We start from the raw sequence: 26,393 nt of genomic DNA on the forward strand, positions 1-26,393 counted from the left end.
TGAGCGTCTTGGCCTTTTTGTTTTTAATTTCTAACGGTTAACTGATTTTGGTCGCCCAAGCTTTGGCTCTATGTTTAATATTATCTTCGTTGAGTGTACACAATTTCCCGTCTTGCAGTAGTCGTTTACCCTCAACCCAGACATCACTCACTTGTCGACTTTGATGGGTGTAGACCAGCTGCGAGGCGAGGTTGTACAGCGGTAAGCTGCTCAGGTCATCGAGTTTAATTGCAATAGCATCACAGGCTTTACCGATATCTAAACTCCCTGTTAAGTGCCCTATACCGAGCGCTTTGGCGCCGCCGAGCGTAGCCATATGCAAAGCCTGGTAGGCGTTAATGGCCGAGGCGCTATTGGCCGATAGTTTACCTATTAGTGCGGCGGTGTGCAGTTCGCCAAATAGGTCTAAATCATTATTGCTGGCGGCTCCGTCGGTGCCTAAGCCTACCGTAATGCCTGCATCAAGTAGCTGCTGAGTAGGACACAAGCCGCTGGCTAGCTTAAGGTTGGACTCGGGGCAATGTATGACGCTAGCGCCGCTCTGACTAAGCCGTTCTATGTCGTGATCATTAAGAGTGGTCATGTGTACGCATTGGGTGAGCGGCGTGATGACACCTAATTTGTGCAGGCGACTGATAGGTCGTTCGCCGGTGTTTCGTATCGCCTCGCTGACTTCTTGTGCGGTTTCGTGTAAATGGACCTGAATGGGTGCTTGCCGTTCGGCGCTGAGTATGCCAATACGCTCAAATATTTCGTCACTCACAGTATAGGGGGCATGGGGTCCAAAACCGACGGTAATACGCTCAATATCGAGGTAGCGATCATGCAGCGCAAGGCATTTGTTGATGGCTTCATCTGGAGTGCGAGCACAGGGTGTTGGAAAGTCTAAGATAGGGCAAGTTATTTGTGCGCGTATACCACTAGTGTGGGCAACCTGTGCGCTGGTTTCTGGGTAAAAATACATATCGCTGTAACAGGTCGTGCCGCTTTTGAGCATTTCAGCGATGGCTAATTCGGTTCCGTCCTGCACAAAGTGCTCATTCACCCAGCGGTTCTCGGCAGGCCAAATATACTCCTGTAGCCATTGTGTTAATGGTAGGTCATCGGCGTAGCCGCGCAATAGCGTCATAGCGCTATGGCCGTGCGCATTAATGAGCCCAGGCATGAGTACATGCTCACTGAGAATAATATGATCTTGTGGTGTATAGGTTTTATGCGCCTGTGCGGTAGGGCTAATCGCAATGATTTTACCCTTATCGACAATTAAACTGCAGTTGTTAAAAACGCGGGCATCGGAGCCTACAGGCAGTATTTTGGCGGGGCTAATCATCAGCTCGACCGCTTGCGGTAAGGGGTGACTTGGCATGCTTAACCTTATTAGCTTATGGCTTATTGCGTTGAACTTAGGCTAGAGGCTTGCACACCAGTGTGACAACGGATATGTGAGTCTCACCAGGGGCAGGCCCTAGGCCACGGCCTGTATTGAGCGAGCTATGCGGCTCGCTCTTAGTGTTTTATCACTAGTGAAGCTTGTCCTCATCAGGAAAAATTTTGTCCAAGTCTTCGCGTTTTAACGTGTAAAACTGACCACAAAATTGACAATCAATGTTAATGGCGGTTTGTTCTTCAATTAAGGCGTAGGCATCAGCCTTACCCAGTGCAACGACAGCATTTTCACTGCGTTCTTGTGAGCAACTGCAACGAAATAGGGTGGGAACACTGCCGCTAATATGCAATTTGAATTCGTGAAATAAGCGCGTCAGTTGGGTTTGATGAGGAAGTGTTAGGCTTTCTTGCGCCGTGAGTGTATCGGCAAGTACCTCAAGCGTATGCCATTGCTCTTGTTGTGTGGCGCGTTCGGTTTTGGCTTGCTCGGCACTGGCAGGTAGTGCTTGCAAAAAGAAGCCGCCGGCATGAGTTGCATCACTAAATAGCCATAATTTGGTGGCGAGTTGTTCGGATTGACTAAAATAGTAACTTAAGCATTCAGCAATGTTTTTGCCTTCTATAGGTACAATGCCCTGGTAGCGTTGACCTTGTTCGGGGTCGATGGTGAGTGTCAGCACGCCGTTGCCCACTAGCTCTCTTAGGTTTTTACCCTCTAGCATGCTGCCGTCAATTGTTGTGCCGTCGGCCTCTTGGCGCAAGCGTACAATACCGCGCAAATGCCTTTCGTGGGTGGCTTCGGCCATAATTAAAGGCAGGTCGCCATCACCGCGAATTTGTAGTGTTAGTAGCCCTTCAAATTTTAAAATACCCGCTAGTAACGCTGCACTGCTTAAAAATTGTGCCAGTAAGGCTTGCGCGCTGCTGGGGAGATCTTGATGGGCAACGGCTTCTTCGACGCTCTGATTGAGGGTAATCATTTCGCCGCGCATATCGCAGTCATCAAAGTAGAAGCGCGTGATGGTGTCGGTGCTAGTATGTTTGGTATCGGTCATGTGGTTAGTCATATCGGTCAGTGGTGTATTCGGTGGCGGCATGGCATTGCTCATCACGGGTAAGGGGCTTTATTCTTGAGGGTTCCTTTTCAAGGCTCTTCAGCATAGAGTCAGCGATGATTACCCATCGTCTTGGTGAATATTCATGAAGCGATGAATTTGCCGGCGCTGTTTTTTATTGGGGCGGCTCTCGTGCTGGCTAGCCGATAAGCCCGCGGCTTTGCGATCTAGGGCCATGGCTTCGCGCTTGGCAATGCTTTGTGCGGTTTCTTGATACAGTAAGGCGGCCTCGGGTGCGCCACGTCTATGCTCTGACAGCCCTGTTACGAGCACCTGCTTTTGAATATGCGATTGGGTGATACTTAGCCGCATATTGAGCTGTATCTCTTTGCTGGGTTTGACGCGAGCGCCATCGAGATGTACTTTGCCGCCGTCTATAGCTTGTTTAGCTAAGCTACGAGTTTTGTAAAAGCGAGCAGCCCAAAGCCATTTATCAATGCGTACGCGAGAGAGTGAATTATCGGTCATGGTGTTTGTCTGTCATGATATATTTATTGGCCGGAATTACGAGGGAGCCTGCTTTTTGGTTGTATCGCGCATGCTCATAATGTATGGCTGGCCTGAGTTTTGTGGGTTTAAATAATTTCATCAAAGTCTTTAATATAAAGGCAGTGTTGTTGGCACGGTGGGCGAGGGGCTTTTTGTGAGTCGGGGTGAGTAATACACACCAAGTGCTTAATGCCAAATTCGCCTGCTTTACCTACAATGCGGGGGGTATCATCAATAAACAAGGTGCGAGTAGGGTCAAAGTGCTCTGCACGGTGTAGATGCTGCCAAAATTGCGGCGATTCTTTGGGAAGTTGATAATCGTGCGATGAAATGACTAAGTCTAGCCATTGATCTATGGCGGTAACCTCTAATTTAAGCTGTAAGCCACGGCGGTGGGCATTGGTGACTAAGATGACTTTTTTATGCTGGCTTTTTAAAAAGGCTAAAAACCGTTGAGTGTGTGGACGCTGTTTGATTTTGTGGCTGATTTCGCGTTTGAGTGTCGTGATGTCCATTTGCACCAGTTCACTCCAGTGGTCTAGGCAATACCATTGTAGCGTGCCTTCATAGGCTTGAATGTGTTGGTGCAGTGTTTCGCGCGCTTGTTGCTCATCTATTTTATGGTGCTCAGCGTAGCGCGTAGGCAGATGCTCTAGCCAAAAATAGTTATCAAAGTGTAAATCCAGTAGTGTACCGTCCATATCCAGTAATACGGTGTCAATCGCTGGCCAATCAATAGGGCTTTTAGTGTCAGTTTGTACTTGTTGGGTATCTTGTGGCTCAGTCATAATGGCTCAATATTCTTTTAGCGCGGAAGTCAGCGTGCAATACGTCATAAAACGGAGCTACTAGTATGCCTACCCCCCCCAAAATATTAAAGCGCGAAGCGGTCTGTCACAGCCGTTTATTTAAAGTAGAAGCTGTGCAGTTGCAATTTAGCAATGGTGTTGTGCGAGATTACGAGCGGTTGCTGGGTCAGCATGCGGCGGTGATTATTGTACCCATTATAGAAGGGGCTAATGGACTTGAAGTTGTTTTGGTGCGTGAATATGGCGCAGGCCTTGATCGCTATGAGCTGGCGTTACCAAAAGGGAAGGTTGATGCCGGAGAGAGTTTTGAGCAAGCGGCCAACCGCGAGCTACAAGAGGAGGCTGGTTTTATGGCGGCCCAATTAACACCGCTCAAGTGTATGAGCCAGTCGCCAAGCTATATGCAGCACAGCACGCAAATTGTATTGGCTGAGCAGTTAACGCCGAGTTGGCTAGAAGGCGATGAGCCCGAGCCTATGGACGTTGAGCATTATCCACTGTCGGACCTTAATGCCTTAATCGCCAAAGACGATATGACCGAGGCGCGCTCAATTGCCGCCTTATTTTTAGCGAAAGCGTACTTAGAAGCCCGGTAGTACAGTCATGAACGATGTATACGTGCCGCAATCGCTGGCCTGCTGTGAGTCAATGGGCATCATGTCGCTGCCAAATTATTGGCGGTGTTAAGCAGCGTTTTGCGCACTGTGAGTGTGCTAAAAATATTGGCACGCTTCTCGTTATCGCTCCGTATTTTTGCTGCTTTGTGTCGGTATTATTCGCTATGATTGTTTATCTTGGTCTTGGTGCTCGGTTATTGCTTGGTGCTCGGTTATTGATAGGGGCGATCTTTTGGTGGTTATCTTGTACCAATATGCTGGCAAGGCCACGGTCACCCACCCTCCATCTGTGTAAAGGGCTTAAAATCAATGCGTTATTTATCAAATACAACGACAGGCATATTAGGTGCGCTCGGCGCCGATCTCAACGATACTCGATTGCTGAAATTGCAATTGACGCGTGAAATTGCGTCTTTAGAGGGTCAGTTGTTTCGCCTGAAGACGCGCAATGATGTGATTGATTACACAACAATCGAAACCTACGAAGAGATGCTTTTAAGCCGCCAGCGCATCCTTGAAACACTTAGCTGGGATGAGTAGCACCTGTGTATAAAAAGACACGCAATGGCATCACCCCCTTAAAATACGCTTTTTTTGTGGCTAAAATTTGCTTATTACATCATTAATGCTTGGTTTTTTGCCTATTGCCGAGTAATCACGCTATCATCGCCAAAATTTTTATGCTTTAGCAAATTAGTGGGGTGGCATAGTCGGGTTGCGAGTCGTAATTGGGCTGTTATGTGTCGTGACCACTTTGTTGGCTAGTTATCTCTTTCGACTATTCAGGGTGAATGATCTAGTTTATGTACCACAGTTATTTTGGTATCGAAGAACAAGCGTTTTCTATTGCGGTGAACCCGCGCTACATGTACATGAGTGCTCAGCATCGTGAGGCGCTGGCGCATTTATTGTATGGCGTCAACAGTGGCGGCTTTGTGATGTTGACAGGCGAGGTTGGCACGGGTAAAACCACCACCATCCGCTGTTTGCTCGAGCAATTACCCGCTAATGCCGATGTTGCAATGATTATGAATCCCGCTGCCAGTGCGCGCGATTTAATGTGCAGCATTTGTGATGAGTTTGGGGTGAGCTATGACGTTGATGAAACCAGTATTAAAATTCTGACTGATAAGCTCTACGCTTTTTTGCTGCAAAACCACAGTGATGGTCGCAACAGTATTGTCTTGATTGATGAGGCGCAACTCTTGCGCATTGCTACGCTTGAGCAAATACGCCTGTTGACCAACCTAGAAAGCAATACGCAAAAAATGCTTCAAATTATTTTGGTCGGTCAGCCTGAGCTTAACGAGCTTTTGGCGAAACCGGCCTTGCGCCAGTTAAGTCAGCGGATTACCGCACGCTATCATTTGCGGCCTTTAACCGTTGATGAGACACGCGCCTATATTCGCCACCGATTAACGGTAGCGGGTATGCCGCCCGGACGCGATCCGTTTCCGGTGAATGTGGTTAAAAAAGTACACGCTATTAGTGGCGGTATTCCCAGGTTGATTAATATTATGTGCGATCGCATGCTCTTGGGTGCTTATACCCAAGAGTCAACTCAGGTTGACGGCGCTATTTGTAAGCAAGCAACCGAAGAGGTGTTGGGGGATCCGCGTGAGCGAGCTTTTAAGCGCAAACACATGATTTCATCACCGTTAATTTACGGTGGTTCAGCTGTATTGGTGTCTTTAATTGCCTCAACACTGATCTGGTTATTGCTTAACCGCGAGCCCGTTGCGCAGCCGCCTGCTACGTTGCCACCAGCAGCAACAGGGACCATTATTACTGACGAGGCGGTACCCGTTGATGCAGATACACCGGCTGACGAGGTGCCAGTTCCCGACGCTTGGGTGCGTAATAAAGATACCGCACTGACCGCGCTGCTGCAGCATTTGGGTGTGACTGACGATACCGCGGTGTATCCTTGCTGGTTGGCCATTAAAAAAGGGTTTTATTGTGAAATGCTTGAAGCGAGTACTTGGCAAGATTTTTTAATCACCAATAGGCCGGCTGTTTTAACGCTGAATACATCATCGCGCCACGCCGCTTATGTCACATTAATTGACATGCAAGGCGATACTGCGACGGCCTTAGTCGATGGGCAGCGTATCGCGGTGAATTTAGATAAACTAGGAACGCTGTGGACAGGTGAGTATACGATTTTATGGCAAAAACCAGTGGCTTTTGAAAAGGCGATTGGGGTTGGCTCGTCGGGGCCTATTGTGGACTGGCTGGCGGAGCAATTTGCCGCCTTAGATCAGCAGGAAACACCCTTGGCACAAGGCACTTTTAATAGTGCGCTGGAGCAACGTGTTAAATTGTTTCAGCAGAGTTATCGCCTTGAGCCTGATGGCTTGGCAGGATTACAAACGCTGCTGCGTTTAAGCGAGGCGTTAGGCCGTGAACTATCCCTTACCCACATAACACCGCAGCTGGCACCCGATGCCCTTTTGGAGCCGTGATTTATGTCGCTCATTCTTGATGCTTTAAATAAAGCTGATCGTCAGCGCGAACACAAAGCTCCTGTTCCTCACTTAGGGAGCTACCATAGCGAGCCCAAGGCGCATGTCTCGGGTGTGCCTGTATGGGCAATTTATGCGGTCGTTGGGCTGCTGGTGTTAGTGGTATTGGCGTTAATGTTGTTAGTTTTTAAAGGCGGTGACTGGACGATGCCGAGACCTAGCGCGCAAGTGTCTGCTATATCTGCTGCAGCTGAGGCCTCTGACTTTTCTAAACGCGAGGCTGCCCAAGCCCAGCCTGCTGAGCCGCAGCAGACCGAGAAGCGCTTAGAGACTCACAGCAAAGGTGCTGGGGCTCATAATATGGCAGTTCAAAGCCCCTCAGCGCATAATGCGGACGCTCAATATCGTCAGTCATCGCAGGCGGGCCTTAATGCCGACGCCGCGCAAACAGTCATAGAGCAAGACCCCGTGCTTTCGCAAAAAGTCGCTTCTATTTATCAGCGTGTGGGTGATCAAGCTGCACAGCGTTCACGCGCTAATAGTGCGCGTGAGCCCGATGTAGCGACCGATTTATACACCGAAAAGCCTACAGCGCAGGGCTCCACCGAGATCTCAAAGGATTCGCGCGCGTCAGCTGCCTCTTCGCAATTACAGGCCCTGTGGGAGGCCACTCAGCAAGAAATATCGGGTGCGCGTTCTGCGGCTGTGCCCTCAGATCCCTACCGTAGTATTCCATACCTTCATCAGTTGCCCGAGAGTTTTAAAGCTCGCATACCGACCCTGGCATATGACAATCATATTTTTAGCCCTAAAGGTGGCGCCGTTATTTTGAACGGTAAAACCTATCGCGTAGGTGATCGTTTGGCACAAGATCTAGTCATCGATGCAATTGCAGAAGAATATCTGGTACTGAGTTACCTGCAAAAGCCCTTTAGATTAAAAGCGCTAAGCAGTTGGATTCAAATGAATTAATACCGTTAGCGCATTGTGTGCAGTTACAAAAACAGTATGCAGTTACAAAAGCAGCGTGCAGTTACAAAAATAAATAGGCCGATAGACCAAGCAGTAACCCCACCATAATAAAGCTAAATAGATATACCATTGGGGGTGGACTGTTTGCGTTAGCTCGTGACTCTGAGCGGTTGCCGGGTGAGGTTGGGCGAGTGACCCATTGTTTGGGAACTTCGGTGGGCTCGTCGTCTGAGTTGGAGGCTTTCTCGGTCTCGCGCATTAGAGTAATCGCTGAGCGCGGTGTATCAATGCCGGGTCCAAATACCCGAAAGCTGTACACATCTAAGCGCACTTTATCGCCGGCGCGTAGCAGAGCTTGGGGGACGCGCTTATCATTTACAAAGACCCCATTTTCTGAGCTTAGGTCTTTCACGTGTAGCCCTTTGGGGGTAGGGGTGAAGCGTGCATGCTCTTTTGACAGGTGAGTGCCGGGAAAGGCAATATCGCAATGCTTGCCGCGGCCTATGGTAATACCGTGATTATTTTGGCTGCGAAGGGGAAACTCTTGGCCAGTTAAAAAGCTGGAGCTGGCAATTAAAGACCATTCATAATCGCGCTGCTCGGTGGCGGGGTCTACAATAGTGAGCTCAACATCGCCAAACTTTAAAGTGTCGCGACAGGCAACGGCATGTTGGTTGACCGCCTGGTTATTGACTCGCGTACCGGCAGCGCTACCTAAGTCTTTCAGTACGTAGGTTTGACGGGTGCAGGTGATTTTGGCGTGCTGCGGACTCACCGAGGCATCATCAATCACCAAACTGTTATCGTCGCCGCTCCCAATGGTGAAGTTTTTTTCGACCATCCATACGGGGTCTTGTCGATCATCATTAAATTGTAGTTTGAGCATTCTCACCCCTTGTTTAACGCGAAGAGTATACAGGGTCACAGCTGTAAATATAAAGAGGTCAAGCACTGCTAAAGCGTGTCATTAGCGGTAGAATACGTGGCTGTTTTAATGTGTGGTGTAATTATGGTACTCATTGTAGTGTGTGCAGCGCCAGTACGCCATTGATGCGGCCTGTGTCTAACACGGGTTCTATTCGGTTTTTTTATTGTTAAGTATAGAGGAAGATTATGATCGACCAAGCGGCCGCTAAATGGTTAAATTTTGTCGTCAAATACCCCAAGGCCATATTATTACTTATTGTACTCGCCTTAGCCGTTGCGGTTGCAGGGCTCCCAAAATTACGTCTCGATGCGTCCTCTGACTCTTTGACATTAGAGCGTGATGCGGATTTAGATTACTTTCGTGAAGTGAGTAAACAATACGATAGCGGTGATTTTTTGGTGGTGACTTACTCTCCCAACACGCCTTTGTTTGAAGATGCTGCACTTAACACACTCAATGAGCTGCACAAAGAGCTCGCTAATATAGAGGGTGTGACAGGTATTAATAGCATCTTAAATGTTCCCTTGCTGTACAGTCCAAAACTCAGTTTGCGTGATATGGCCAAAGAACCGCGCAATTTATTAGACCCTGGGGTAGATCGTGCGCTGGCGAAAGCGGAGTTTTTAGAGAGCCCTATTTATCGCAAGTTAATTTTAAGCCCCGATGGTAATACAACAGCATTGCAACTGAATTTAGCCGTCGACCTTGAATATATCCGGTTGGTGAGTGCGCGTGATGACTTGCGATTAAAACAAAAAAAACAAGGCTTAAATGCACAAGAGGCCGCTGCGCTTAAAGCGGTGAGCGCCGAGTTTGCGGTACATAAAACTAAAGCCGAGGCGGCCGCGCGCGCGCGCGTGCAAGCGGTGCGCGAGGTAGTCGGCCAGTATAAATCTGATGCACAGATTTACGTTGGCGGTATCACCATGATTACAGCCGATATGATTACCTTTATCCGTAAGGATTTGGTTGTGTTCGGGAGTGCGGCTTTACTGTTTATGGTGTTTATCTTGGCGTTTATTTTTCGCTCGATAAAGTTTGTGGTTATTCCGTTAGTGACTTGCGTGAGTGCGGTAACAATGACCTTAGGGATTATCTCTTGGGCCGATTGGCACCTCACCGTGATATCGTCTAATTTTGTGGCGTTACTGTTGATTATTGCGTTAGCGATTATTATTCACTTGGTCGTGCGCTATCGTGAATATGCCGAAGAGCAGCCCAATTGGACACAGCAGCAACTTGTGCTGGCAACATGTCAATATATGATTAAACCGTGCTTGTATACGGCGTTAACAACAATTGTGGCTTTTGTTTCTTTAGTCGTTAGTGACATTCGCCCAGTTATGGATTTTGGCTGGATGATGACAATAGGCCTGATACTGGCTGTAGTATTAGCTTTTGTTTTGTTGCCTGCTGCATTGGTGCTCTTGCCGCGTGAAACCGTCAAGCCGACCTCGCCCGCTCAGCAAGGTAAACCCTTTACCGCTTATTGTGCTGTAGCGGTGGAGCGTTTAGGTCGTGGGATCTTAGTGATATCTATTGTGGTATTGGCTGTAAGTATCTGGGGAATTAGTCGTCTGCAAGTAGAGAACCGCTTTGTAGATTATTTTCATGATGAAACCGAAATTCACAAAGGTTTATCACTGATCGACCAAAAGCTCGGCGGTACAACATCGTTTGATATTATATTGGCACCCGAGGCGGCGACGGCATTACTGATGGCGTCAGCAGCCTCCGATGAAGGTTCTGCTGCCATGAATGCCGATGGCGATGATATTGATGAATTTGGTGGCGTAGATCCTTTTGCGCAGCCGGCTGCTACAGAAGAGGATCCTTTTGGTGATGCTGATCCGTTTAATGAGCAAACGCCTCAGCAGGCCAGTATTTGGATGACTGTAGCAGGCTTGCAACTGATTGAGCAAATTACCGATTATCTTGATGCTTTGCCAGAAGTGGGTAAGGTGCAGTCGTTAGCAACGTTATATAAAGTCGGTAAAGATATTAACGGGAGCTTGAACAACTTTGAACTGGCCTTGATGGAGCAAGCACTGACCGATGATGTCAGTCAAGTGTTGGTGGCCCCTTATTTAGATGCCAATAATGATCAAGCGCGTATTACTATGCGTATTATCGATACTTACCCAGGTTTGCAGCGTGCAAAGTTGGTCGAGCGTATTCGCTCTGATTTAGCGGCGATGGACGGCGTAGATATCGATCATGTACGTTTTAGTGGGCTGCTCATTTTGTATAACAACATGTTACAAAGCCTATTTAGCTCACAAATTGTCACTATGGGCGCGGTATTTTTAGGTATTGGTTTTATGTTTTTGCTGTTGTTTAGGAGTTTGACGATTGCGTTGGTGGCACTGGTGCCCAATATTTTAGCGGCGAGTGCCATTTTAGGGGGAATGGGTTTGGTGGGTATTCCGCTAGATATGATGACCATCACCATTGCTGCAATTACTGTGGGTATTGGTGTCGACGATACCATTCATTATATCCATCGCTTTAAAACCGAGTTAGCTATAGATGGCGACTATATGCAGGCGATGCATCGTGCACATAGCTCTATTGGGCGAGCCATGTACTACACCTCTGTGATTATTATTTTCGGTTTTTCCATTATGGTGCTATCGCAATTTATACCCACTATTTACTTTGGTTTATTGACTGGTCTAGCCATGCTTGCCGCACTTTCGGGGGCGTTATTTTTATTGCCGCAGCTTATCTTGCTCGCCAAACCTTTTAAGGTAAACGCTCAGTAAATACACTCCCGCTTGGCTTGAGCTTGGTCAATAGCTGGGCTCAAGTGCGGTACTCAGTTGAGCGATGGCCTATTATTAGGCGGCTACACCTTATAGAGGCAGTACAGGAAATCATTATGAAAAAAATCACAACACGTATTACGCCCGATGCCACTTTAGATGTTCTTTCGCAATGGGAGGTCGAGCGTTTAGCGCAAACAAGTAGTACGCATATGTACGATACGTTTAGACGCTGTGCTTTAGCCGTACTCAACACGGGTAGCGAAGTTGATAGTACGCAAGAAGTTCTTGATGCGAACAAAGACTTTGCTGTTGAATTAATTCAACAAGAGCGCGGCATTAAGCTCGAAATTACTAATGCTCCAGCCAATGCCTTTGTAGATGGCGAAATGGTGGTGGGTATTAAGGAGCATGTTTTTGCCGCCTTGCGCGACTTGGTTTATATTAATAATGAGCTCAATGCTAATTGTGCACTGAACATGGAGAAGCAAGAAGATATTACAAATGCGGTCTTCCATATTTTACGTAATGCTGCAGCCTTTAAAGGCAATGATCAATGCAATTTGACGGTATGTTGGGGGGGGCATTCGATTGGTGAGATTGAATACCAATACACCAAACAAGTGGGTTATGAGTTGGGGTTGCGTGGTTTAGATATTTGTACCGGCTGCGGGCCAGGTGCGATGAAAGGCCCCATGAAGGGTGCGGCGATTGCGCATACTAAGCAGCGCATCAAAGGGCGCTATTTGGGGATTACCGAGCCGGGTATTATTGCCGCCGAGTCGCCTAACCCGATTGTTAATAATTTGATCATCTTACCCGATATTGAAAAGCGCCTAGAAGCTTTTGTACGCACGGGCCACGGCATTGTGGTGTTTCCAGGAGGTGCCGGTACAGCCGAAGAAATTCTCTATATTTTAGGCATTCTGCTACACCCTAAAAATAAGGACATTCCTTTTCCATTAATATTTACCGGCCCTAAAGAAGCGGCGGGGTATTTTGAGCAAATTGATGATTTTATTGGCAAAACCCTAGGGCCGCAGGCGCAGGCGCTATACACAATCATTATTGATGACCCCGCCGCAGTGGCACGTGTCCAGCGCGATGCTCTCAAAGAGGTGCAAGCTTTTAGGCGTCTAAAGCAAGATGCTTATTATTTTAATTGGTTATTGTATATAGAAGAAGATTTACAAAAGCCCTTTAAGCCTACACATGAATCAATGAGCGGCTTAAATCTCGCTAAAAATCAGCCGGTACATACGCTTGCCGCTAATTTACGTAAAGCTTTTTCAGGTATTGTAGATGGTAATGTTAAAGCCGAGGGCATCAAAGCGGTGGCTGAGCATGGGCCATACCCTATTCGTGGCGAGCTCAGTATTATCGAGCCACTTGATGCCTTACTTAAAGCGTTTGTAGTGCAGCAGCGTATGAAAATACCCACCCAAGAATATATCCCGTGTTACACCATAGTTCGTTAAACGTTAGTGAAAAGATAAGTGGGCGCGGCTGCATACCGTCGGCGCCCTGATGTAAAATGTACGTGAGACAAAGAGATGACAGATGATTTTTTAGCGTTATTAGGAGGGGACGTAACCCCTTTGGTGGTAGCTGAGCGCGTCGAATTAAATAAATCATCGGTAGACCCCAAAGCGTTAGCCCAGCGGCGAGAGGCCGCGCAGCTTGAAGCGACCATACCTGACGATCCTTTATCGGGCGATCCCATAGAAATGGTTGAACCTATGGCCTTGTTAGCGTTTGTACGACCGGGAGTACAGCACGGTGTGTACAAAAGTATGCGCATGGGCAAATATGCTATAGATGCTCGGTTAGACCTGCATAAAATGACAGTAGAGCGTGCCCGTGTGATTGTTTATCAGTTTATTAAAGACTGCGTTGCCAATGATGTGCGTACGGCACTCATTACTCACGGTAAGGGCGAAGGGCGTAAGCAACCAGCATTGTTAAAAAGCTGCGTGGCCTATTGGTTGCCGCAAATGGATCATGTTTTAGCCTTCCATACAGCACAAAAACATCACGGCAGTTACGGCGCGACCTATGTACTACTTAAAAAAAGTGCTGCCAAAAAAAATAAAACACGTGAGCAGTACCTCAAACGTTAACACGCACCTCTTGACGATAGTTTTTAAATGACACGTATTCTTACCGCGCCACCCCTAATACCTTTAACGGCTAAGGCAGCAGCGTCGATACCGCTCACCATTTTATTTGAAGATAGCAAGTATGTGGCGGTTGATAAGCCGGCTGGATTATTGGTGCACAAGAGTGATATCGATAAACACGAAACGCAGTTTTTATTGCAGCAGCTGCGCGATCAAATAGGGTGCTACCTTTATCCTATTCACCGTTTGGATAAGCCAACCTCGGGCGTTATTATTTTTGGTAAAACCCCTGAGGCCGTTGCAGCACTTAAAAAGCAAATGGAATCCAATACAGCGGTCAAAGAGTATCTATTGGTATGTCGTGGTTATTGCCCTGAACAGGGGGTTATTAATCATGCTTTAAAACCGGTTAGTGATTTTAAAAGAAAGCGCGATAAGTTAGCTTCTCAATCGGCCACTCAAAAACCACCGCAAGAGGCTGTTACAGAGTTTAAGCGGTTAGCTAAAATTGAAGTCGCTGCACAGATTGATCGTTACCCCCAAAGTCGATTCTCACTGGTAAGCGCACAACTGCGCACAGGGCGCAAGCATCAAATACGCCGGCACTTTAAGCACTTAAGCCACCCAATAATTGGCTGTCCTAAATATGGTAAATCGACATATAATCACTATTTTGCGCAACAGCTATTGGTGCCACGACTGTTGTTACATGCCTATCGCTTGAGCTTTTGCCACCCAATGAGCGGTGCGAATTTGGATATTGTGGCTCAACCCAGCGGTAGTTTTGCTGCATTGTTAAGGCGCTTTTGTTGGGATAGCGCACTGACTGTACCGCGCGACTAACCCCTCAGGCGTGTAATTCGGGCATATACTTTGTACTTAGCTCAGTGATTAAGCGACTTGATACTTATCGATAGATTGATTGAAGACGGCCATATGAGGTGACGTAACTTGCGCCCATAACTGCTCGGCTAAAATATGAGTGTCTTGCAAATTAGAGTGTTGTAGCCACTCAACAATCGCCTCGGCTACATTAGGGTAATGGACCTGCTTGGCTTCAAAATTATCAAGCCAGCCTTTCACGGTGCGACTATTAAGGCTATTCATCGTCATACCGATATTCAAAAGCTCTAAAGCTTTTGCGTTAGAGAGTTGTTCCATTTGTCCATGCAGCGGTTTCACTAGCAGCTTTTTGCCTAGTTGAATTGCTTCACTGGCAAGCTCAAAACCAGCATTACAAATAACGCCGTTGCAAGTGGCTAAATCTTGTTGAAAGCCTTCACGCGATAACGGTTTAAATTGAATGTTCTCATGGCTTTGGTAGCGCGGGTAGGGCCCGTAAATAACAAACAAATGGCTTTTAAACGGTTCTATCATTTGCACAATATCATCGTGCGCTTCAAACCCTAGATACACTAAAATTTTATTGTTATCGATAGGGTGATTATTTTCATGTACCTCGGCAATGGGGGGGAGTATTGGTTGGCCAAAGTGGTGCCAATGTAGACCTAAGTGAATATCGGCGGGGGCAAAGTGACGCATAATTGCGCGTGAAATTACATTATCACCTCGCCTCGGTACATTTTTGTAAAACGCATATTGGTGGCCGACCCCAATGCACGTTTTTTGTTTTTTGCGCGCTGCCCAAGCCGTAATAGGCTCGAAGTCGGTGAGCACTAAATCATATGGCGACAGATCGAGCGCTCTAATATCGTTATACAATGTTTTTAAGCTGTTTTGTCGCAGTGTTTTAGGGATATTTAATTGGCCGGCCTCATGAATAAAGGTGAGTCCGCGCTTGCATTGCCATTGCCCAAAAGGCTCCATATCAAAAAATTTATCGGCGGCGCGGCCAGAAAATAAATAGTCGACTTCGATGCCTTGGCGAGCAAACTGTTTGGCTAATGCCCGCGCTCGGGTAATATGGCCATTACCGGTTGCCTGTACGCCATAAAGAATTTTCATTAAGTGTTATACCAATTGGCTGATAAGTATTAAACATAAAGAGCTGCCCAGTGTGGCGCCGGCTAGAGTGTCTGTTGGGAAGTGTACGCCGAGAATGACGCGTGCCATACCCACAGCTATAGCCCAAGGTAGTAAGATCCAAGCCATGAAAGGAAATGCCCAGCTCACCGCTACTGCGACTAAAAAGGCCGCTGAGGTGTGTCCCGAGGGAAAGCTGAATTGATCAGAAGCTTGAATGACACTGATATACCCAGGGATAGCCTCTGGTGGCCGGTTGCGCTTAAAGGCATTTTTAAAAATAAAATACACCGTCCGCTCTAATAAAAAACCAATAGCTAAAAGTTTTACCAAGGGCCAGTGCTCGGCCAAAATAAACGCTAAGCCTGCCAATACATAAAAAGGGCCGTTGGCGGTGTATGAAACAACGCGGCTGAAGCGCACAGCAATATTGCGATGTTTGCGTTTTAGGCACCAGCTGAACGTTTGCACATCAAGATTATGAATATTTTGCAGTATTTTCATAAAGGCCTCACCTCGTGTTAAGGGTTACTAATAGAGTAGGCGTGAAATATTGCAAAGAGATGTCTGTTTTATGTCTGTTTCATGTCTATTAGGTGGGGCCAATAGCGCAAGGGTTGTTGGTGTAAGTGCGCCTGAGGTCGGTATTATTAGGTCAGAACATGAGTCGATACCAAATAGAGGGATAAAATAGTAAGCACAAAAAAGCCGATACCCGTTGAGTGAGTATCGGCTTTTTGTAATCTTCCCTTCCTATGGGGGCGAGCTTCCTTATATTATGCTGGCTTCTTGCCATGTCATCCGTGTTGATCATTCCATGATACTGATCTTCCGTGCGCCTCAATGGCTCCATTCTGGCTGTACATCTCCCTAACCCTTACTCTCACCAAGCATCATGCTCGGCCTCCGTATCCCTGATACTCCTGTATAGCCACCACTCCGTGTCGCTGTGTCCTTTTTCCATCCGCTCCTATGCGGTTGCTCTGCCTGAGCGATCTCTGAGATGCCTTCCTAGGTCTCGTCTATGGCTTCGTGCCGTTGCGTCCGTGTGGGTGCTATTATCCGTGTATTTGGCGGCGGTTAAAGTCGTCTTAACCACCAGTGCGTGTGCGACATATCCTACAAACTGTTTTATGGCTATAAATACGCTATCTATATCAATATGTGCAGGCGGGCTACCATTTGGGTCACCATAGTCATGCTCATCTGTCGGCTAATGTGTATTAATCATCAAACACTTTATGTGATGCTGGGTAAGCAAAATCTAAAGTGTTTGATAAAAGGCTAGGGATGTCGGCGGCTAGTTGAGCGGTTGTCCATCAAGTAATGCAGTATTGTTTTGCAGTGTCAAGCGACCCTGGCAAAACCATTGAGCTGCTTGAGGGTAAATAATATGCTCTTGCTCGAGTACGCGCGCTGCCAAGGTGGCCTCGGTATCGTCGGCGTGTACGGGTATTTTTGCTTGAATCACCGCAGGGCCGCCATCGAGTTCGGCGGTCACAAAGTGAACCGTCACGCCGTGCTCGCTATCACCTGCTTCCAGTGCTCTTTTATGAGTATGTAAACCGGGGTATTTAGGGAGCAATGATGGGTGGATATTGAGCATTTTCCCCACGTAGCGCTGAGTAAAGGCCGGCGTTAGTATACGCATAAAACCGGCTAATATTAATAAGTCTGGCTTGAGGGTATCAATTTGAGCAGCTAGCGCATCATCAAACGCCTCGCGGCTATCAAAGGCTTTGTGGTCAAGGGTGTAAGCAGCAATACCGCTTTGCGTGGCGCGCTCAAGGCCCTTAACCTGCGGGCGATTACTAATGACACCCACAATGTGACCGGCAATATTACCTTGATTACAGCCATCAATAATGGCCTGTAGGTTGCTGCCGCCCCCTGATATTAAAACAACAATGCGCATATTTAACCTTGTACGTTGAGCATCTCGACGAATGGTTTTTCTTGCTCGCACGCTTCTATATGACCCACAACAAAAGCGGCTTCGCCATCTTGCGCGAGCTGAGCAATGACGGCATCGGCTGAGTCGTTAGGTACGGCGATAATCATACCGATGCCGCAGTTAAAGGTGCGATACATTTCAACGCTGGCAACGTTGCCGGCTTGTTGCAACCATTGAAAAACAGGTGGAAGCTCCCAGCTGTTAGCGTCGATAACCGCTTTGGTATTGGCGGGTAATACGCGAGGAATGTTTTCGAGTAAACCGCCGCCGGTGATGTGGGCTAGCGCATGAACCGGTTGCGCCTTGATGAGTTTAAGTAGTGGTTTAACGTAAATGCGAGTGGGTGCCATGAGCGCGTCGCCAAGCGTAGTGTCACCCAGTGGCTGGCTTAAGTCGGCATTGGCGACTTCAATAATTTTGCGAATAAGTGAGTAGCCGTTGGAGTGTGGACCACTAGCGCCCAGGCCAATTAAAGTATCACCGGCTTTGACTTTGCTACCGTCTAAAATGTCAGATTTCTCGACGATACCCACACAAAACCCGGCGAGGTCATAGTCGTCGCCCTCGTACATACCTGGCATTTCGGCGGTTTCGCCACCGGTTAAAGCGCAGCCCGAAAGCTCGCAGCCTTGACCAATACCTTCAACCACACTAGCAGCGGTATCAACGTTGAGTTTACCGGTGGCAAAGTAATCTAAAAAGTATAAAGGCTCGGCGCCACCTACAATAAGGTCGTTAACACACATGGCAACAAGGTCGATACCGATAGTATCGTGCTTATTGAGCTGCATGGCTAAGCGCAATTTAGTACCTACACCATCGGTGCCAGAGACCAATACAGGCTCTTTGTAGCCTTTAGGTAGCTCAAAAAGGGCGCCAAAGCCTCCAAGACCGGCCAATACTTCTGGGCGACGGGTGCGTTTAGCAACAGTTTTGATGCGTTCAACAAGGGCTTCGCCAGCGTCAATATCGACACCGGCATCTTTGTAACTGAGTTGGGTTTTGTTTTCGCTCATGGTATTTGATTCTATGACAACAGTTAGGCCGCGGCGGGCAAAGCGCAGCATTCTATCAGCATTGGGGCCAAGGTCGTACTGTTGACTGTATTTACCCAAGGCTTTTGCTGGATTTGGTTGTTTATTGTACTCTAAGACACCTGTTTGGTTAATGGGCTGAGCTTAAAGGGTGCTTAATAGCCGTGCATTAAGGAATACTGTGACTGCTGGGTGCTGGGTTTGATACAATCGCGACTTTTGTATTTGAATAGATACGGCTTTACAGCTAGGGGGCAACAATCGTGCGCAGGCTTATAATAAGAGCGTTGGTGATTTGTGTGATGTTTTGCGCTACAAGCGCGTGGGCGGCGAGCAATAATTTTGCCGCCAAAGTGCCTGCTGCTAGCCAGTCGGCGAGCGATCGGCGGGCAGCATTATCGCAAGCGTTGGCTCATGTCTTGGTTAAAGTGTCGGGTGATCTTGATGCGCCAATGAGCGAGCTAGGCGCCAAAGCAATCGCTAATGCCGATCAATATGTTTTACAATTTCGCTACCTGCAGGCCAATGAGCAAGAGCGTGAAGCGGGTATTTCGCTATTTCTGAAAGCCGATTTTGACCCTGGTCGTGTACGCGAACTGCTAAAAAATAGCGGTGCGACGGTGTGGCCAGCAAATCGCCCGCAAGTTCTTATTTGGGCGATAGCCGATACTCCTGAGGAGGGCCGCAACCCCATTACCGACCCAGAACATCCTTTGGTCAAAGCCATGTTGGCACGCGCCGCCGAGCGAGGCTTACCTGCATTGCTGCCGCTATGGGATTTGGACGATCAACTGATACTGTCCAACGAGGCGTTGTGGGCGCTTGATGATGAAGCCATTATGGCCGCCTCTGCCCGCTACGATGTGAATACCGTATTGGCGGCGCGCTACAGTAAAACCAGCAGTGAGCGCTGGTTTGCGAATTGGCAATTGCATCATATTGATGAGCTCAATGTATATGAGACACAAACACATGATGCAGCGGTACTGGCCGCAGCAGCTATCGACCCAGCTGTTGATTATTTGGCCCAGCGCTATGCGGTCAGTGCAAGCACAAATGCTGACAACGCTTTACAGGTTGTGCATTTGTTGGGTGTGAATGATTATGCCTCGTATCAGCGTGCATTGAAGTACTTTAATGCACTGCCTTTGGTGAGTGAAGCCAAGCTTGTTGCCATGCGCCGCGACTCAATGGTGTTTAATATTTCGTTGGCGGGATCTTGGGTGCAGCTCAATAATGCGTTGGCACTCGACCGCAAAGTGGCGCCGGCGATGGGCGAGCTCGACGCTTTAGCGCTGTCTGTGTTAGGCTCGCCCGAGTCACCTGCACGCTATCGTTGGTTGCGTTAAGCATGTGCTTTTTTGAGTGTGTATTGATTGTTGAGGACTCTCATTGGTGAATTTACCCGAGCAGCTAAGCTTGAGTATTAGCTTGCAAGATGATGCCACCTTTAGTAATTTTTGGGTGTCACCAAGCAACCAAATTCCCCTTAAGGCGCTGTCGCTTTTTTGTCAAGGTGAAGGTGATTTGAGTCTATTATTATGGGGCTTTGGTGGCTGTGGTTTAACGCATCTTTTGCAGGCGTGCTCCCATCAAAGCCGCTTACCGGTTGCCTACTTGCCGCTCAAAGATGCACTCGATTTAGATCCTAACGATGTCTGTGCCAACCTCGAACGGGCCTCGTTGGTCTGCGTCGATGATATAGAAACGCTTGCCGGTAATGCACAGTGGGAGTTGGCTTTTTTTCATTTGTACAATCGTTTGCGCGATAATGGTCATCGGTTGCTCATGGCTTCTCATACCAACCCTGCGGCTATCCCTTTGGCGTTGCCCGATCTGCACTCGCGTTTGTTGGGTAGTGTGGTATACCGCGTTGATAATCTCAGTCAAGAAGAAAAAATCGATGCTTTGCAAATGCGGGCCAAAGTGCGAGGTATTAAAATATCAGCCGACGTTGCGCGCTTTATTATTAAGCGGGCACCTAAGCGCATGAAAAAAATGTTTACTATTCTAGAGCAGCTAGACGGGGCGAGTCTACGGCTTCAAAAGAAGTTAAGTGTGCGCTTAGCTAAGCAAATTTTGGATGATGACGCCTAGCGCACCATCTTTTATTGTTTCGACTCAATATGTGTCCTCATGATTTAGACTGGCGATGGCATTTAGATCAAGAGCGAGCATAAGATTGCGTTAGAATAATTTAGCCAATAAAACAGGTACTGCGGTTTCTACGCGCAATATGCGTTGGCCAAGTTGCACAGGGTCAAAGCCTGCACGAATAAAATCTTCAACTTCTTGCGAGGTGAAGCCTCCTTCTGGGCCAACCGCTAGCACATTATGAGTACTCGTTTTGGGGAGTGCATAGGCGTCGGAGTAGTTGCCTGGGTGGGCAATAATTTTGTGCTGATGCGATAGCTTAGGCAACACGTTTTGGGCGAAGTCTCGCCATTTTTTATGTTCAATAACCTCTGGCATTTGGGTTGCTTTGGCTTGCTCTAGGCCGAGTATTAATTGCTCGTTAATACTTGCTGGTTGTAGTAGCGGCGTTTGCCAAAAGCTTTTTTCGACGCGCTGTGTATGAATAAGGTGCAAGCGTTTAACGCCCATAGTGGCAATAGTTTGCAAGCTACGCTGTAGCATCCGGGGGCGAGGCAATGCCAAGATAAGCTCGACGGGTAGCTGTGGTGGCGGGCTTTGGTCGAGCCGTAAGCCACCTAAGGTCACGCTCGCATGGGACACGTCTTGAATGACTCCAGTGCCTATTAAGCCATTCATTTGGCCAATGGTTAAGGTTTGGCCTTGCGTCATTTTCAGGACTTTGAGAATGTGCTCGGCGCGGTAGTCGTTGAGCGTAACGGTGCCATTGCTGGCAATTTCATTGTGGCGTAGTAACAGCAAATTCATAATACAACTTTTGTGGCGATCAATAAGGCGTAAGGGCTGCGCACTGTGTTTGTGCGCTATATCTGCGCAATTAGTGCTGACGGCTGAGGTGCTTGGCGCGAATAAAATCGCCGTGATGCACATGGATTAAGTCAGCAACTTTACGAATAATATACTCTTCATACTTGTCTAGCTCACCATCGGCGTAGGCAATGCGCCACATACCGGTGATAAGGTCGAATTTATCTTGCGCGCTACAATACAGATTTACCTTCTGGGTAAACTGGTACATAGAGGTGGCAGCGACGCATTCATTTTGAGCAAATGTAATGAGTTCAGTGCTTTGCGCAGTCGTAATGGCAAAGTGCTCAGCTAAAACGGTCTGCAGGCAGGCGAGCTCTTTGGCATCAAATTCATTATCAGCAATAGCTACTTCGATTAATAAGGCGGCACAGGCAAGTTGCTTCTGCTCCTTATTGAGTGTGTGAGCGGTTTCAGGCTGCACCGCATTGGCAGTGTCAGCCTGAAATATGTCGATCAGTTTCGACAGCATAAGCGAACTGCTTAACCTTTTTTAGAGGCTAAGAAGTTTTCAAGATTCACCATATCAACCACAAAGCGGCGAATACCGTCGGCAAGTTTATCAGTAGCCATGGCGTCTTCATTATTGCTAAAGCGGTATTGCGCTTCAGTTTCTTTGATACGTATGCCGCCAGACTTGCCTTCAGCACTTAATGCTTGCACTAATGTGCCTTCGTCTTTTTGTAATTGCTCTAAAAGTGCGGGGCCAATCGTTAAGCGATCACAGCCTGCCAAGGCTTCGATTTCGCCGATATTGCGGAAGCTAGCACCCATAACGACAGTATCGTAGCCGCAAGACTTATAGTAGTCATAGATTTTAGTGACCGATTGTACGCCAGGGTCTTCTAGGGGGGCGTACTCTTGTTTGTCGGTGTTAGCTTTATACCAATCAAGAATGCGGCCTACAAATGGCGAGATCAAGAAAGCGCCAGCGTCGGCGCATGCCGCTGCTTGGCTAAAGCTAAAGAGTAAGGTTAAGTTACAGTTGATACCTTCTTTTTGAAGAACCTCAGCCGCTTTAATGCCTTCCCATGTAGAGGCCAGCTTGATTAAAACACGATCTTTGCTGATACCGGCTTGTTCGTAAAGCTCAATTAAGCGATGGGCCTTAGCAATAGAGGCTTGGGTGTCAAAGGACAAGCGCGCATCGACTTCAGTCGAAATTTTGCCAGGAACAATCTTGAGTATCTCGCAGCCAATAGCGACTGCCAAGATGTCGCCAGCATCAGCAATATCTTTGCCGCGGGCAAGGGCGTCTTGAACTAAGGGTGCGTACTGCTCGAGTTGAGCGGCGCTGTAAAGTAATGACGGGTTGGTTGTTGCATCAACAGGCTTGTAAAGTTTGATCGCTTCGATGTCCCCGGTATCGGCAACAACGTTTGAGTATTTTTTAAGTTGTTCTAGCTTGTTAGTCATTTGGACCCCCTATTCATGAGCTGCATATTATGGGCACTTGTTGTGTTATTAGCAATGTTAATGCAGCAGCGCGCGTGGCGGGTATTGCGCTGCGGCGCTGGAGCTGGCTGCCATAAGTGAGCGTTAGGTTTCACCAGCTTGCAAGGCATGGGCGTGTTGCTGTTGGCGATGAGCAATCATCTGGTCGAGTGCGCTTTGCAGTACCGCTGGCGTCGCGTCTTTTTTACAGGCGTTTTCGCTAATAAAGCGCCTAAAAAGCTTACCGCCGTGCTGACCAGCAAAAATACCCAAAACATGACGGCTCATATGGTGCAAGCGCGTGCCGCTATGATATTGCCGCCAGCTGTACTCAATAAAGGCTTGTAAAATGTCTTCACGTGAGTGCGCGCTGTTACCGTTAAATAACTGGTTATCAACCTCGGCCATAACAAACGGGTTATGGTAAGCCTCACGTCCCATCATGACGCCATCGACATAATTAAGCTGCTCTTGGCTTTGTGCGAGTGTCGTGATGCCGCCGTTAATCACAAAAGTACGGTCTTTAAAGGCTTTTTTAAGCGTGTGCACATAATTGTAATGCAGCGGCGGTACTTCGCGGTTTTCTTTGGGGCTTAACCCGTTAAGCCAAGCCTTGCGTGCATGCACAATAAATACTTGGCAGCCTGCGGCGGCGAGCTCGGCCACAAAGGTGTGTAAATACTCTTCACTATCAAGATCATCAATGCCTGTGCGATGCTTGACAGTAACGGGGATATTAACGGCATTTTGCATGGTGTTTAAACATTCGGCCACCAATTTAGGCTCGGCCATCAGGCAGGCGCCAATTTTATTGTTTTGTACGCGATCACTTGGGCAGCCGCAGTTTAAATTGATCTCGTCAAAGCCTGCATCTTCAGCAATTTTCGCGCACTCTGTGAGCTCGGCAATATGACTGCCGCCCAGCTGCAAGGCAATGGGATGCTCTTCTTGATTAAAATGTAAAAAACGGCGGCGATCCCCATGAATCAACGCGCCGCTAGTCACCATCTCGGTATACAGGCGCGCATTTTTACTCAGCAGCCGCCAAAAATAACGGCAATGTGCATCGCTCCATTCCATCATTGGAGCGGTACAAAAGCGCCACGGGCTGTAATCCCCCGTGGTTACTGGGTTTGAGGCTGTTTTTGGGGTGTTTTCTAAGGTCATATAATCAGTGCAAATTAGTTGTTTTTGGCTATTTTTAAGTACCATTTACTAAAATGTAGTAAATTAGGTAAAAAAATGTAGTAAATAGCTAAAGGGTTGTATGGGATTCATTACAGAGCGTAAGAAAAAAAATGGTGCGATTACTTACACTGCACAAATTCGTATCAATAAAGGTGGCATTATACACAGTGAGGCAAAGAGCTCGCCGGATAAAAAATTTCTGCAACACTGGCTGTTTGTACGTGAGCGCGCGCTGGCAGAGCACGGTGCGTTAGAGGCCCTGAAGCATTCCGGTACCACCATAACAGCAGTGCTTGAATGGTATGAGAAAGACTTTGATGGAATGACTAAGTTTGGTCGCACTAAACTGGCGACAATCAAGCAGCTAAAGAAGTCACCTTTTTTGGCTGAATTGGATGCCACAAAGGCAGAAGCATCTGATTTTATCCGCTATGCTCGTGAGCGTAGAGCGTCTGGAGTTGCAGGTTCAACGGTAAATGGAGACTTTATTTGGATGCGCAGCGCTTTGAGATCTGCAAGGTTAGCTCGTGGGGTCAATGTTAATTTGCAAGCATTAGATGATGCGGCTCAGTTGCTCAGATCGGAGAGGGTGATAGGCCCTGGTAAAAAACGTGATAGGCGACCAACGCTTGATGAGTTGGAGGCGCTATATCGGCTTTTTGAGAAAAGTGATAATGGCCGAAAAAGTAAGGTAAAAATGCGACACTTATTTTTATTTGCTTTGTTTAGTGGCCGGCGGCAGGAAGAGGTTTGTACAATCCGCTGGGGTGATATTGATGAGCGTAGGCAGGGCGTGTTGGTGCGTGACATGAAGCACCCGCGCGAGAAAATTGATACGTTTTGTTATTTTACTGATCAAGCGCTGGCTGTCTTAAAAAATGTGCCGCGCACGGATGAGTACATATTCCCGTATAACTCGAAAACTGTTAGTGAGCGTTTTACCAAGGCGTGTAAGTTGCTTGAAATTAAAGATTTGCGCTTTCACGATTTGCGGCATGAGTGCGTCAGCTGGCTATTTGAATTGGGCTGGGATATTCCGCGCGTAAGCAATGTAAGCGGGCATCGCAGTTGGAGTAGTTTGCAGCGTTACACTCATTTACGGGAGCATAACCCGCATAATAAGTATGCGGGCTGGTGGGTTCTTGATGAGCTTTTTAATCAATAAAAATTAAGCCGCATTTTTTAGCGCTAAAAATTGTTCGCGGGCTTCTTGTTTTTTAGCGTCTAAAAATTCGGCTAAATCAGTCACAGACACAAGCCATTGGCTTTTTTGATTGCCGCCGCGAAAAACAGGAAACGGAAATTTGCGGTGGCGTGCCCAGTCGCCCATTGTAACCTCTGTTAAGCCAAAATATTTTTTGGCAACGTCTTTTAGCGGTATGTCGGTTGTTTCAAATTCTAGCATTAACATAAAAGTGGTTTTCATGTCCTATTCCTATGCGGCTTGAGTTGCGGTGACTTTTTGTAATTTTTCATTACACGGGGAGGCTTCTATGCGACTTGATGCAAGTCGCGACACGGCGCGCAAATACCTGTAATTAGGCGCCCACTCCACTCGCCGCATAAATCACAATCCCCTTTCACCCCTTTAGGTAGCTGCGCTTGCTTGCGAATGTTGGCTATGTGGATGTCTGTGTGTTTTTGTTGATTGTCGTTTGATGTGTCAATGTCGTCTGCCATGAGGGTTCCTTGTTGTTTGTGGTGTGTGTTGTGGGCTGGTTTAGCGCTTCATGTATACCATGGTATTTTTACAGTCGTTTTTTAGGCGGCCTCTTTGCTTGCGGCTTCGCCGGCTAAAGCAAAATAGCTAGCGCCATCTTCAAAATCGTCTTTGACAAATTGCCCCTGTTTTGCGCGGCTGGCTTTTAAAAACACCATGAACATCCAGCCTTGTTGCTCGCTAATGTTGGTGCCGTACATGGCGTTAAAGCTGGCGACGGTATTGGCCATGCTGCGCCCGCCGTCTTCGCTGTCACGCTGGCTTGCACGGTTTTGTATGTGATTCGCGGCATTTTCTAAGAGGGTGGCCGCGCTGATTGTGTTGGTGGGGAGGGGGCCTTGCTCGCAAAGGATCAGGCGGTGACCCCCAGAGGGAAGGCTGGGTGCGTTCCCGTCGCCGAGCTCTATGGTGTTGTTAATTAACCAGTTTTCTTCGACGTTATAGAGCTCGCAC

The 26,393-nt window shown here is 47.7% G+C and carries 27 protein-coding genes; 11 read left to right on the top strand and 16 right to left on the bottom strand.

The genetic code is table 11. From position 1 onward, the window contains the following. Positions 1-37: 37 nt before the first annotated feature. The 4 genes from AC438_RS00990 to yrfG form a co-directional block, all read right to left on the bottom strand. Positions 38-1,366: a TRZ/ATZ family hydrolase gene (locus AC438_RS00990; RefSeq protein WP_053979404.1), complete on the bottom strand. Its 1,329-nt coding sequence runs from the start codon at positions 1,364-1,366 to the stop codon at positions 38-40. 154 nt (positions 1,367-1,520) lie between these two features. Beyond that, the gene (gene hslO / locus AC438_RS00995) at positions 1,521-2,483 is read right to left on the bottom strand and encodes an Hsp33 family molecular chaperone HslO (RefSeq protein ID WP_162230670.1); all 963 of its coding nucleotides are present in this window, start codon (positions 2,481-2,483) and stop codon (positions 1,521-1,523) included. A 78-nt stretch (positions 2,484-2,561) separates the two neighbouring features. Beyond that, the gene (locus tag AC438_RS01000) at positions 2,562-2,969 is read right to left on the bottom strand and encodes an RNA-binding S4 domain-containing protein (RefSeq protein WP_053979406.1); all 408 of its coding nucleotides are present in this window, start codon (positions 2,967-2,969) and stop codon (positions 2,562-2,564) included. 107 nt (positions 2,970-3,076) lie between these two features. Next, the gene (yrfG, locus tag AC438_RS01005; protein WP_053979407.1) at positions 3,077-3,778 is read right to left on the bottom strand and encodes a GMP/IMP nucleotidase; all 702 of its coding nucleotides are present in this window, start codon (positions 3,776-3,778) and stop codon (positions 3,077-3,079) included. Positions 3,779-3,843: 65 nt separating this feature from the next. Here yrfG and nudE point away from each other — a divergent pair, with 65 nt between their 5' ends. The 4 genes from nudE to AC438_RS01025 all read left to right on the top strand — a co-directional run bounded on the left by nudE (position 3,844) and on the right by AC438_RS01025 (position 7,853). Then, entirely contained in the window at positions 3,844-4,395 is a 552-nt protein-coding gene (gene nudE / locus AC438_RS01010; protein WP_053979408.1) for an ADP compounds hydrolase NudE, read from the top strand. A gap of 330 nt (positions 4,396-4,725) precedes the next feature. Then, complete coding sequence (locus AC438_RS01015; RefSeq protein WP_238376291.1) at positions 4,726-4,956, top strand: hypothetical protein; 231 nt, start codon at positions 4,726-4,728, stop codon at positions 4,954-4,956. Between the two features lie 263 nt (positions 4,957-5,219). Beyond that, positions 5,220-6,881, top strand: coding sequence for an ExeA family protein (locus AC438_RS01020; protein WP_053979409.1), 1,662 nt, complete (start codon positions 5,220-5,222; stop codon positions 6,879-6,881). A 3-nt stretch (positions 6,882-6,884) separates the two neighbouring features. Then, positions 6,885-7,853, top strand: a complete 969-nt coding sequence (locus tag AC438_RS01025) for a general secretion pathway protein GspB (RefSeq protein WP_053979410.1) — start codon at positions 6,885-6,887, stop codon at positions 7,851-7,853. Positions 7,854-7,914: 61 nt separating this feature from the next. Here the strand turns inward: AC438_RS01025 and AC438_RS01030 are convergent, their stop codons facing one another. After that, complete coding sequence (locus AC438_RS01030) at positions 7,915-8,739, bottom strand: FHA domain-containing protein (protein ID WP_053979411.1); 825 nt, start codon at positions 8,737-8,739, stop codon at positions 7,915-7,917. 227 nt (positions 8,740-8,966) lie between these two features. Here AC438_RS01030 and AC438_RS01035 point away from each other — a divergent pair, with 227 nt between their 5' ends. From AC438_RS01035 to AC438_RS01050, 4 genes are all read left to right on the top strand, one after another. Continuing rightward, positions 8,967-11,546 carry an efflux RND transporter permease subunit gene (locus tag AC438_RS01035; protein WP_053979412.1) on the top strand — a complete coding sequence of 860 codons (2,580 nt, stop codon included), beginning with the start codon at positions 8,967-8,969 and terminating at the stop codon, positions 11,544-11,546. Positions 11,547-11,662: 116 nt separating this feature from the next. Further along, positions 11,663-13,024, top strand: a complete 1,362-nt coding sequence (ppnN, locus tag AC438_RS01040) for a nucleotide 5'-monophosphate nucleosidase PpnN (RefSeq protein ID WP_053979413.1) — start codon at positions 11,663-11,665, stop codon at positions 13,022-13,024. A 75-nt stretch (positions 13,025-13,099) separates the two neighbouring features. Beyond that, positions 13,100-13,666 carry a DNA endonuclease SmrA gene (smrA, locus tag AC438_RS01045; RefSeq protein WP_053979414.1) on the top strand — a complete coding sequence of 189 codons (567 nt, stop codon included), beginning with the start codon at positions 13,100-13,102 and terminating at the stop codon, positions 13,664-13,666. A 27-nt stretch (positions 13,667-13,693) separates the two neighbouring features. Next, positions 13,694-14,509: a pseudouridine synthase gene (locus tag AC438_RS01050; RefSeq protein WP_082353822.1), complete on the top strand. Its 816-nt coding sequence runs from the start codon at positions 13,694-13,696 to the stop codon at positions 14,507-14,509. Positions 14,510-14,557: 48 nt separating this feature from the next. Here AC438_RS01050 and AC438_RS01055 read toward each other — a convergent pair whose 3' ends face one another. From AC438_RS01055 to purM, 4 genes are all read right to left on the bottom strand, one after another. Continuing rightward, positions 14,558-15,631, bottom strand: coding sequence for an MJ1255/VC2487 family glycosyltransferase (locus AC438_RS01055; RefSeq protein ID WP_053979415.1), 1,074 nt, complete (start codon positions 15,629-15,631; stop codon positions 14,558-14,560). 6 nt (positions 15,632-15,637) lie between these two features. Beyond that, positions 15,638-16,153 (bottom strand): phosphatase PAP2 family protein, encoded by a 516-nt coding sequence (locus AC438_RS01060; RefSeq protein WP_053979416.1) that lies wholly within the window; start codon positions 16,151-16,153, stop codon positions 15,638-15,640. Between the two features lie 796 nt (positions 16,154-16,949). Then, positions 16,950-17,564, bottom strand: coding sequence for a phosphoribosylglycinamide formyltransferase (purN, locus tag AC438_RS01065; protein WP_053979417.1), 615 nt, complete (start codon positions 17,562-17,564; stop codon positions 16,950-16,952). Positions 17,565-17,566: 2 nt separating this feature from the next. Beyond that, positions 17,567-18,619 carry a phosphoribosylformylglycinamidine cyclo-ligase gene (gene purM, locus AC438_RS01070; protein WP_053979450.1) on the bottom strand — a complete coding sequence of 351 codons (1,053 nt, stop codon included), beginning with the start codon at positions 18,617-18,619 and terminating at the stop codon, positions 17,567-17,569. A gap of 320 nt (positions 18,620-18,939) precedes the next feature. Here purM and AC438_RS01075 point away from each other — a divergent pair, with 320 nt between their 5' ends. Together AC438_RS01075 and hda are read left to right on the top strand one after the other, a co-directional pair. Further along, a complete protein-coding gene (locus AC438_RS01075; RefSeq protein WP_053979418.1) occupies positions 18,940-19,986 on the top strand; it encodes a DUF2066 domain-containing protein in 1,047 nt (348 codons plus the stop codon). A gap of 46 nt (positions 19,987-20,032) precedes the next feature. After that, positions 20,033-20,734, top strand: coding sequence for a DnaA regulatory inactivator Hda (hda, locus tag AC438_RS01080; RefSeq protein WP_053979419.1), 702 nt, complete (start codon positions 20,033-20,035; stop codon positions 20,732-20,734). A 90-nt stretch (positions 20,735-20,824) separates the two neighbouring features. Here hda and AC438_RS01085 read toward each other — a convergent pair whose 3' ends face one another. From AC438_RS01085 to dusA, 4 genes are all read right to left on the bottom strand, one after another. Then, positions 20,825-21,538 (bottom strand): 16S rRNA (uracil(1498)-N(3))-methyltransferase, encoded by a 714-nt coding sequence (locus AC438_RS01085; RefSeq protein ID WP_053979420.1) that lies wholly within the window; start codon positions 21,536-21,538, stop codon positions 20,825-20,827. A 70-nt stretch (positions 21,539-21,608) separates the two neighbouring features. Further along, a complete protein-coding gene (locus AC438_RS01090) occupies positions 21,609-22,070 on the bottom strand; it encodes a tellurite resistance TerB family protein (protein WP_053979421.1) in 462 nt (153 codons plus the stop codon). 11 nt (positions 22,071-22,081) lie between these two features. Then, complete coding sequence (gene tal, locus AC438_RS01095; RefSeq protein ID WP_053979422.1) at positions 22,082-23,014, bottom strand: transaldolase; 933 nt, start codon at positions 23,012-23,014, stop codon at positions 22,082-22,084. A gap of 123 nt (positions 23,015-23,137) precedes the next feature. After that, complete coding sequence (gene dusA / locus AC438_RS01100) at positions 23,138-24,199, bottom strand: tRNA dihydrouridine(20/20a) synthase DusA (protein WP_053979423.1); 1,062 nt, start codon at positions 24,197-24,199, stop codon at positions 23,138-23,140. A gap of 100 nt (positions 24,200-24,299) precedes the next feature. On the opposite strand from dusA, the gene AC438_RS01105 reads away from it, so the two are divergent. Continuing rightward, positions 24,300-25,385, top strand: coding sequence for a tyrosine-type recombinase/integrase (locus tag AC438_RS01105; RefSeq protein ID WP_053979424.1), 1,086 nt, complete (start codon positions 24,300-24,302; stop codon positions 25,383-25,385). A gap of 3 nt (positions 25,386-25,388) precedes the next feature. Here AC438_RS01105 and AC438_RS01110 read toward each other — a convergent pair whose 3' ends face one another. From AC438_RS01110 to AC438_RS16915, 3 genes are all read right to left on the bottom strand, one after another. Further along, positions 25,389-25,646, bottom strand: coding sequence for a pyocin activator PrtN family protein (locus AC438_RS01110; RefSeq protein WP_053979425.1), 258 nt, complete (start codon positions 25,644-25,646; stop codon positions 25,389-25,391). Positions 25,647-25,711: 65 nt separating this feature from the next. Next, complete coding sequence (locus AC438_RS01115; RefSeq protein WP_053979426.1) at positions 25,712-25,900, bottom strand: hypothetical protein; 189 nt, start codon at positions 25,898-25,900, stop codon at positions 25,712-25,714. Positions 25,901-25,981: 81 nt separating this feature from the next. Next, a partial coding sequence (locus AC438_RS16915; protein WP_053979427.1) for a DUF6378 domain-containing protein occupies positions 25,982-26,393 on the bottom strand: 412 nt, incomplete at its 5' end.

Origin of the sequence: Marinagarivorans algicola, assembly GCF_001292705.1 — a bacterium.
In the GTDB taxonomy this organism is placed as follows: domain Bacteria; phylum Pseudomonadota; class Gammaproteobacteria; order Pseudomonadales; family Cellvibrionaceae; genus Marinagarivorans; species Marinagarivorans algicola.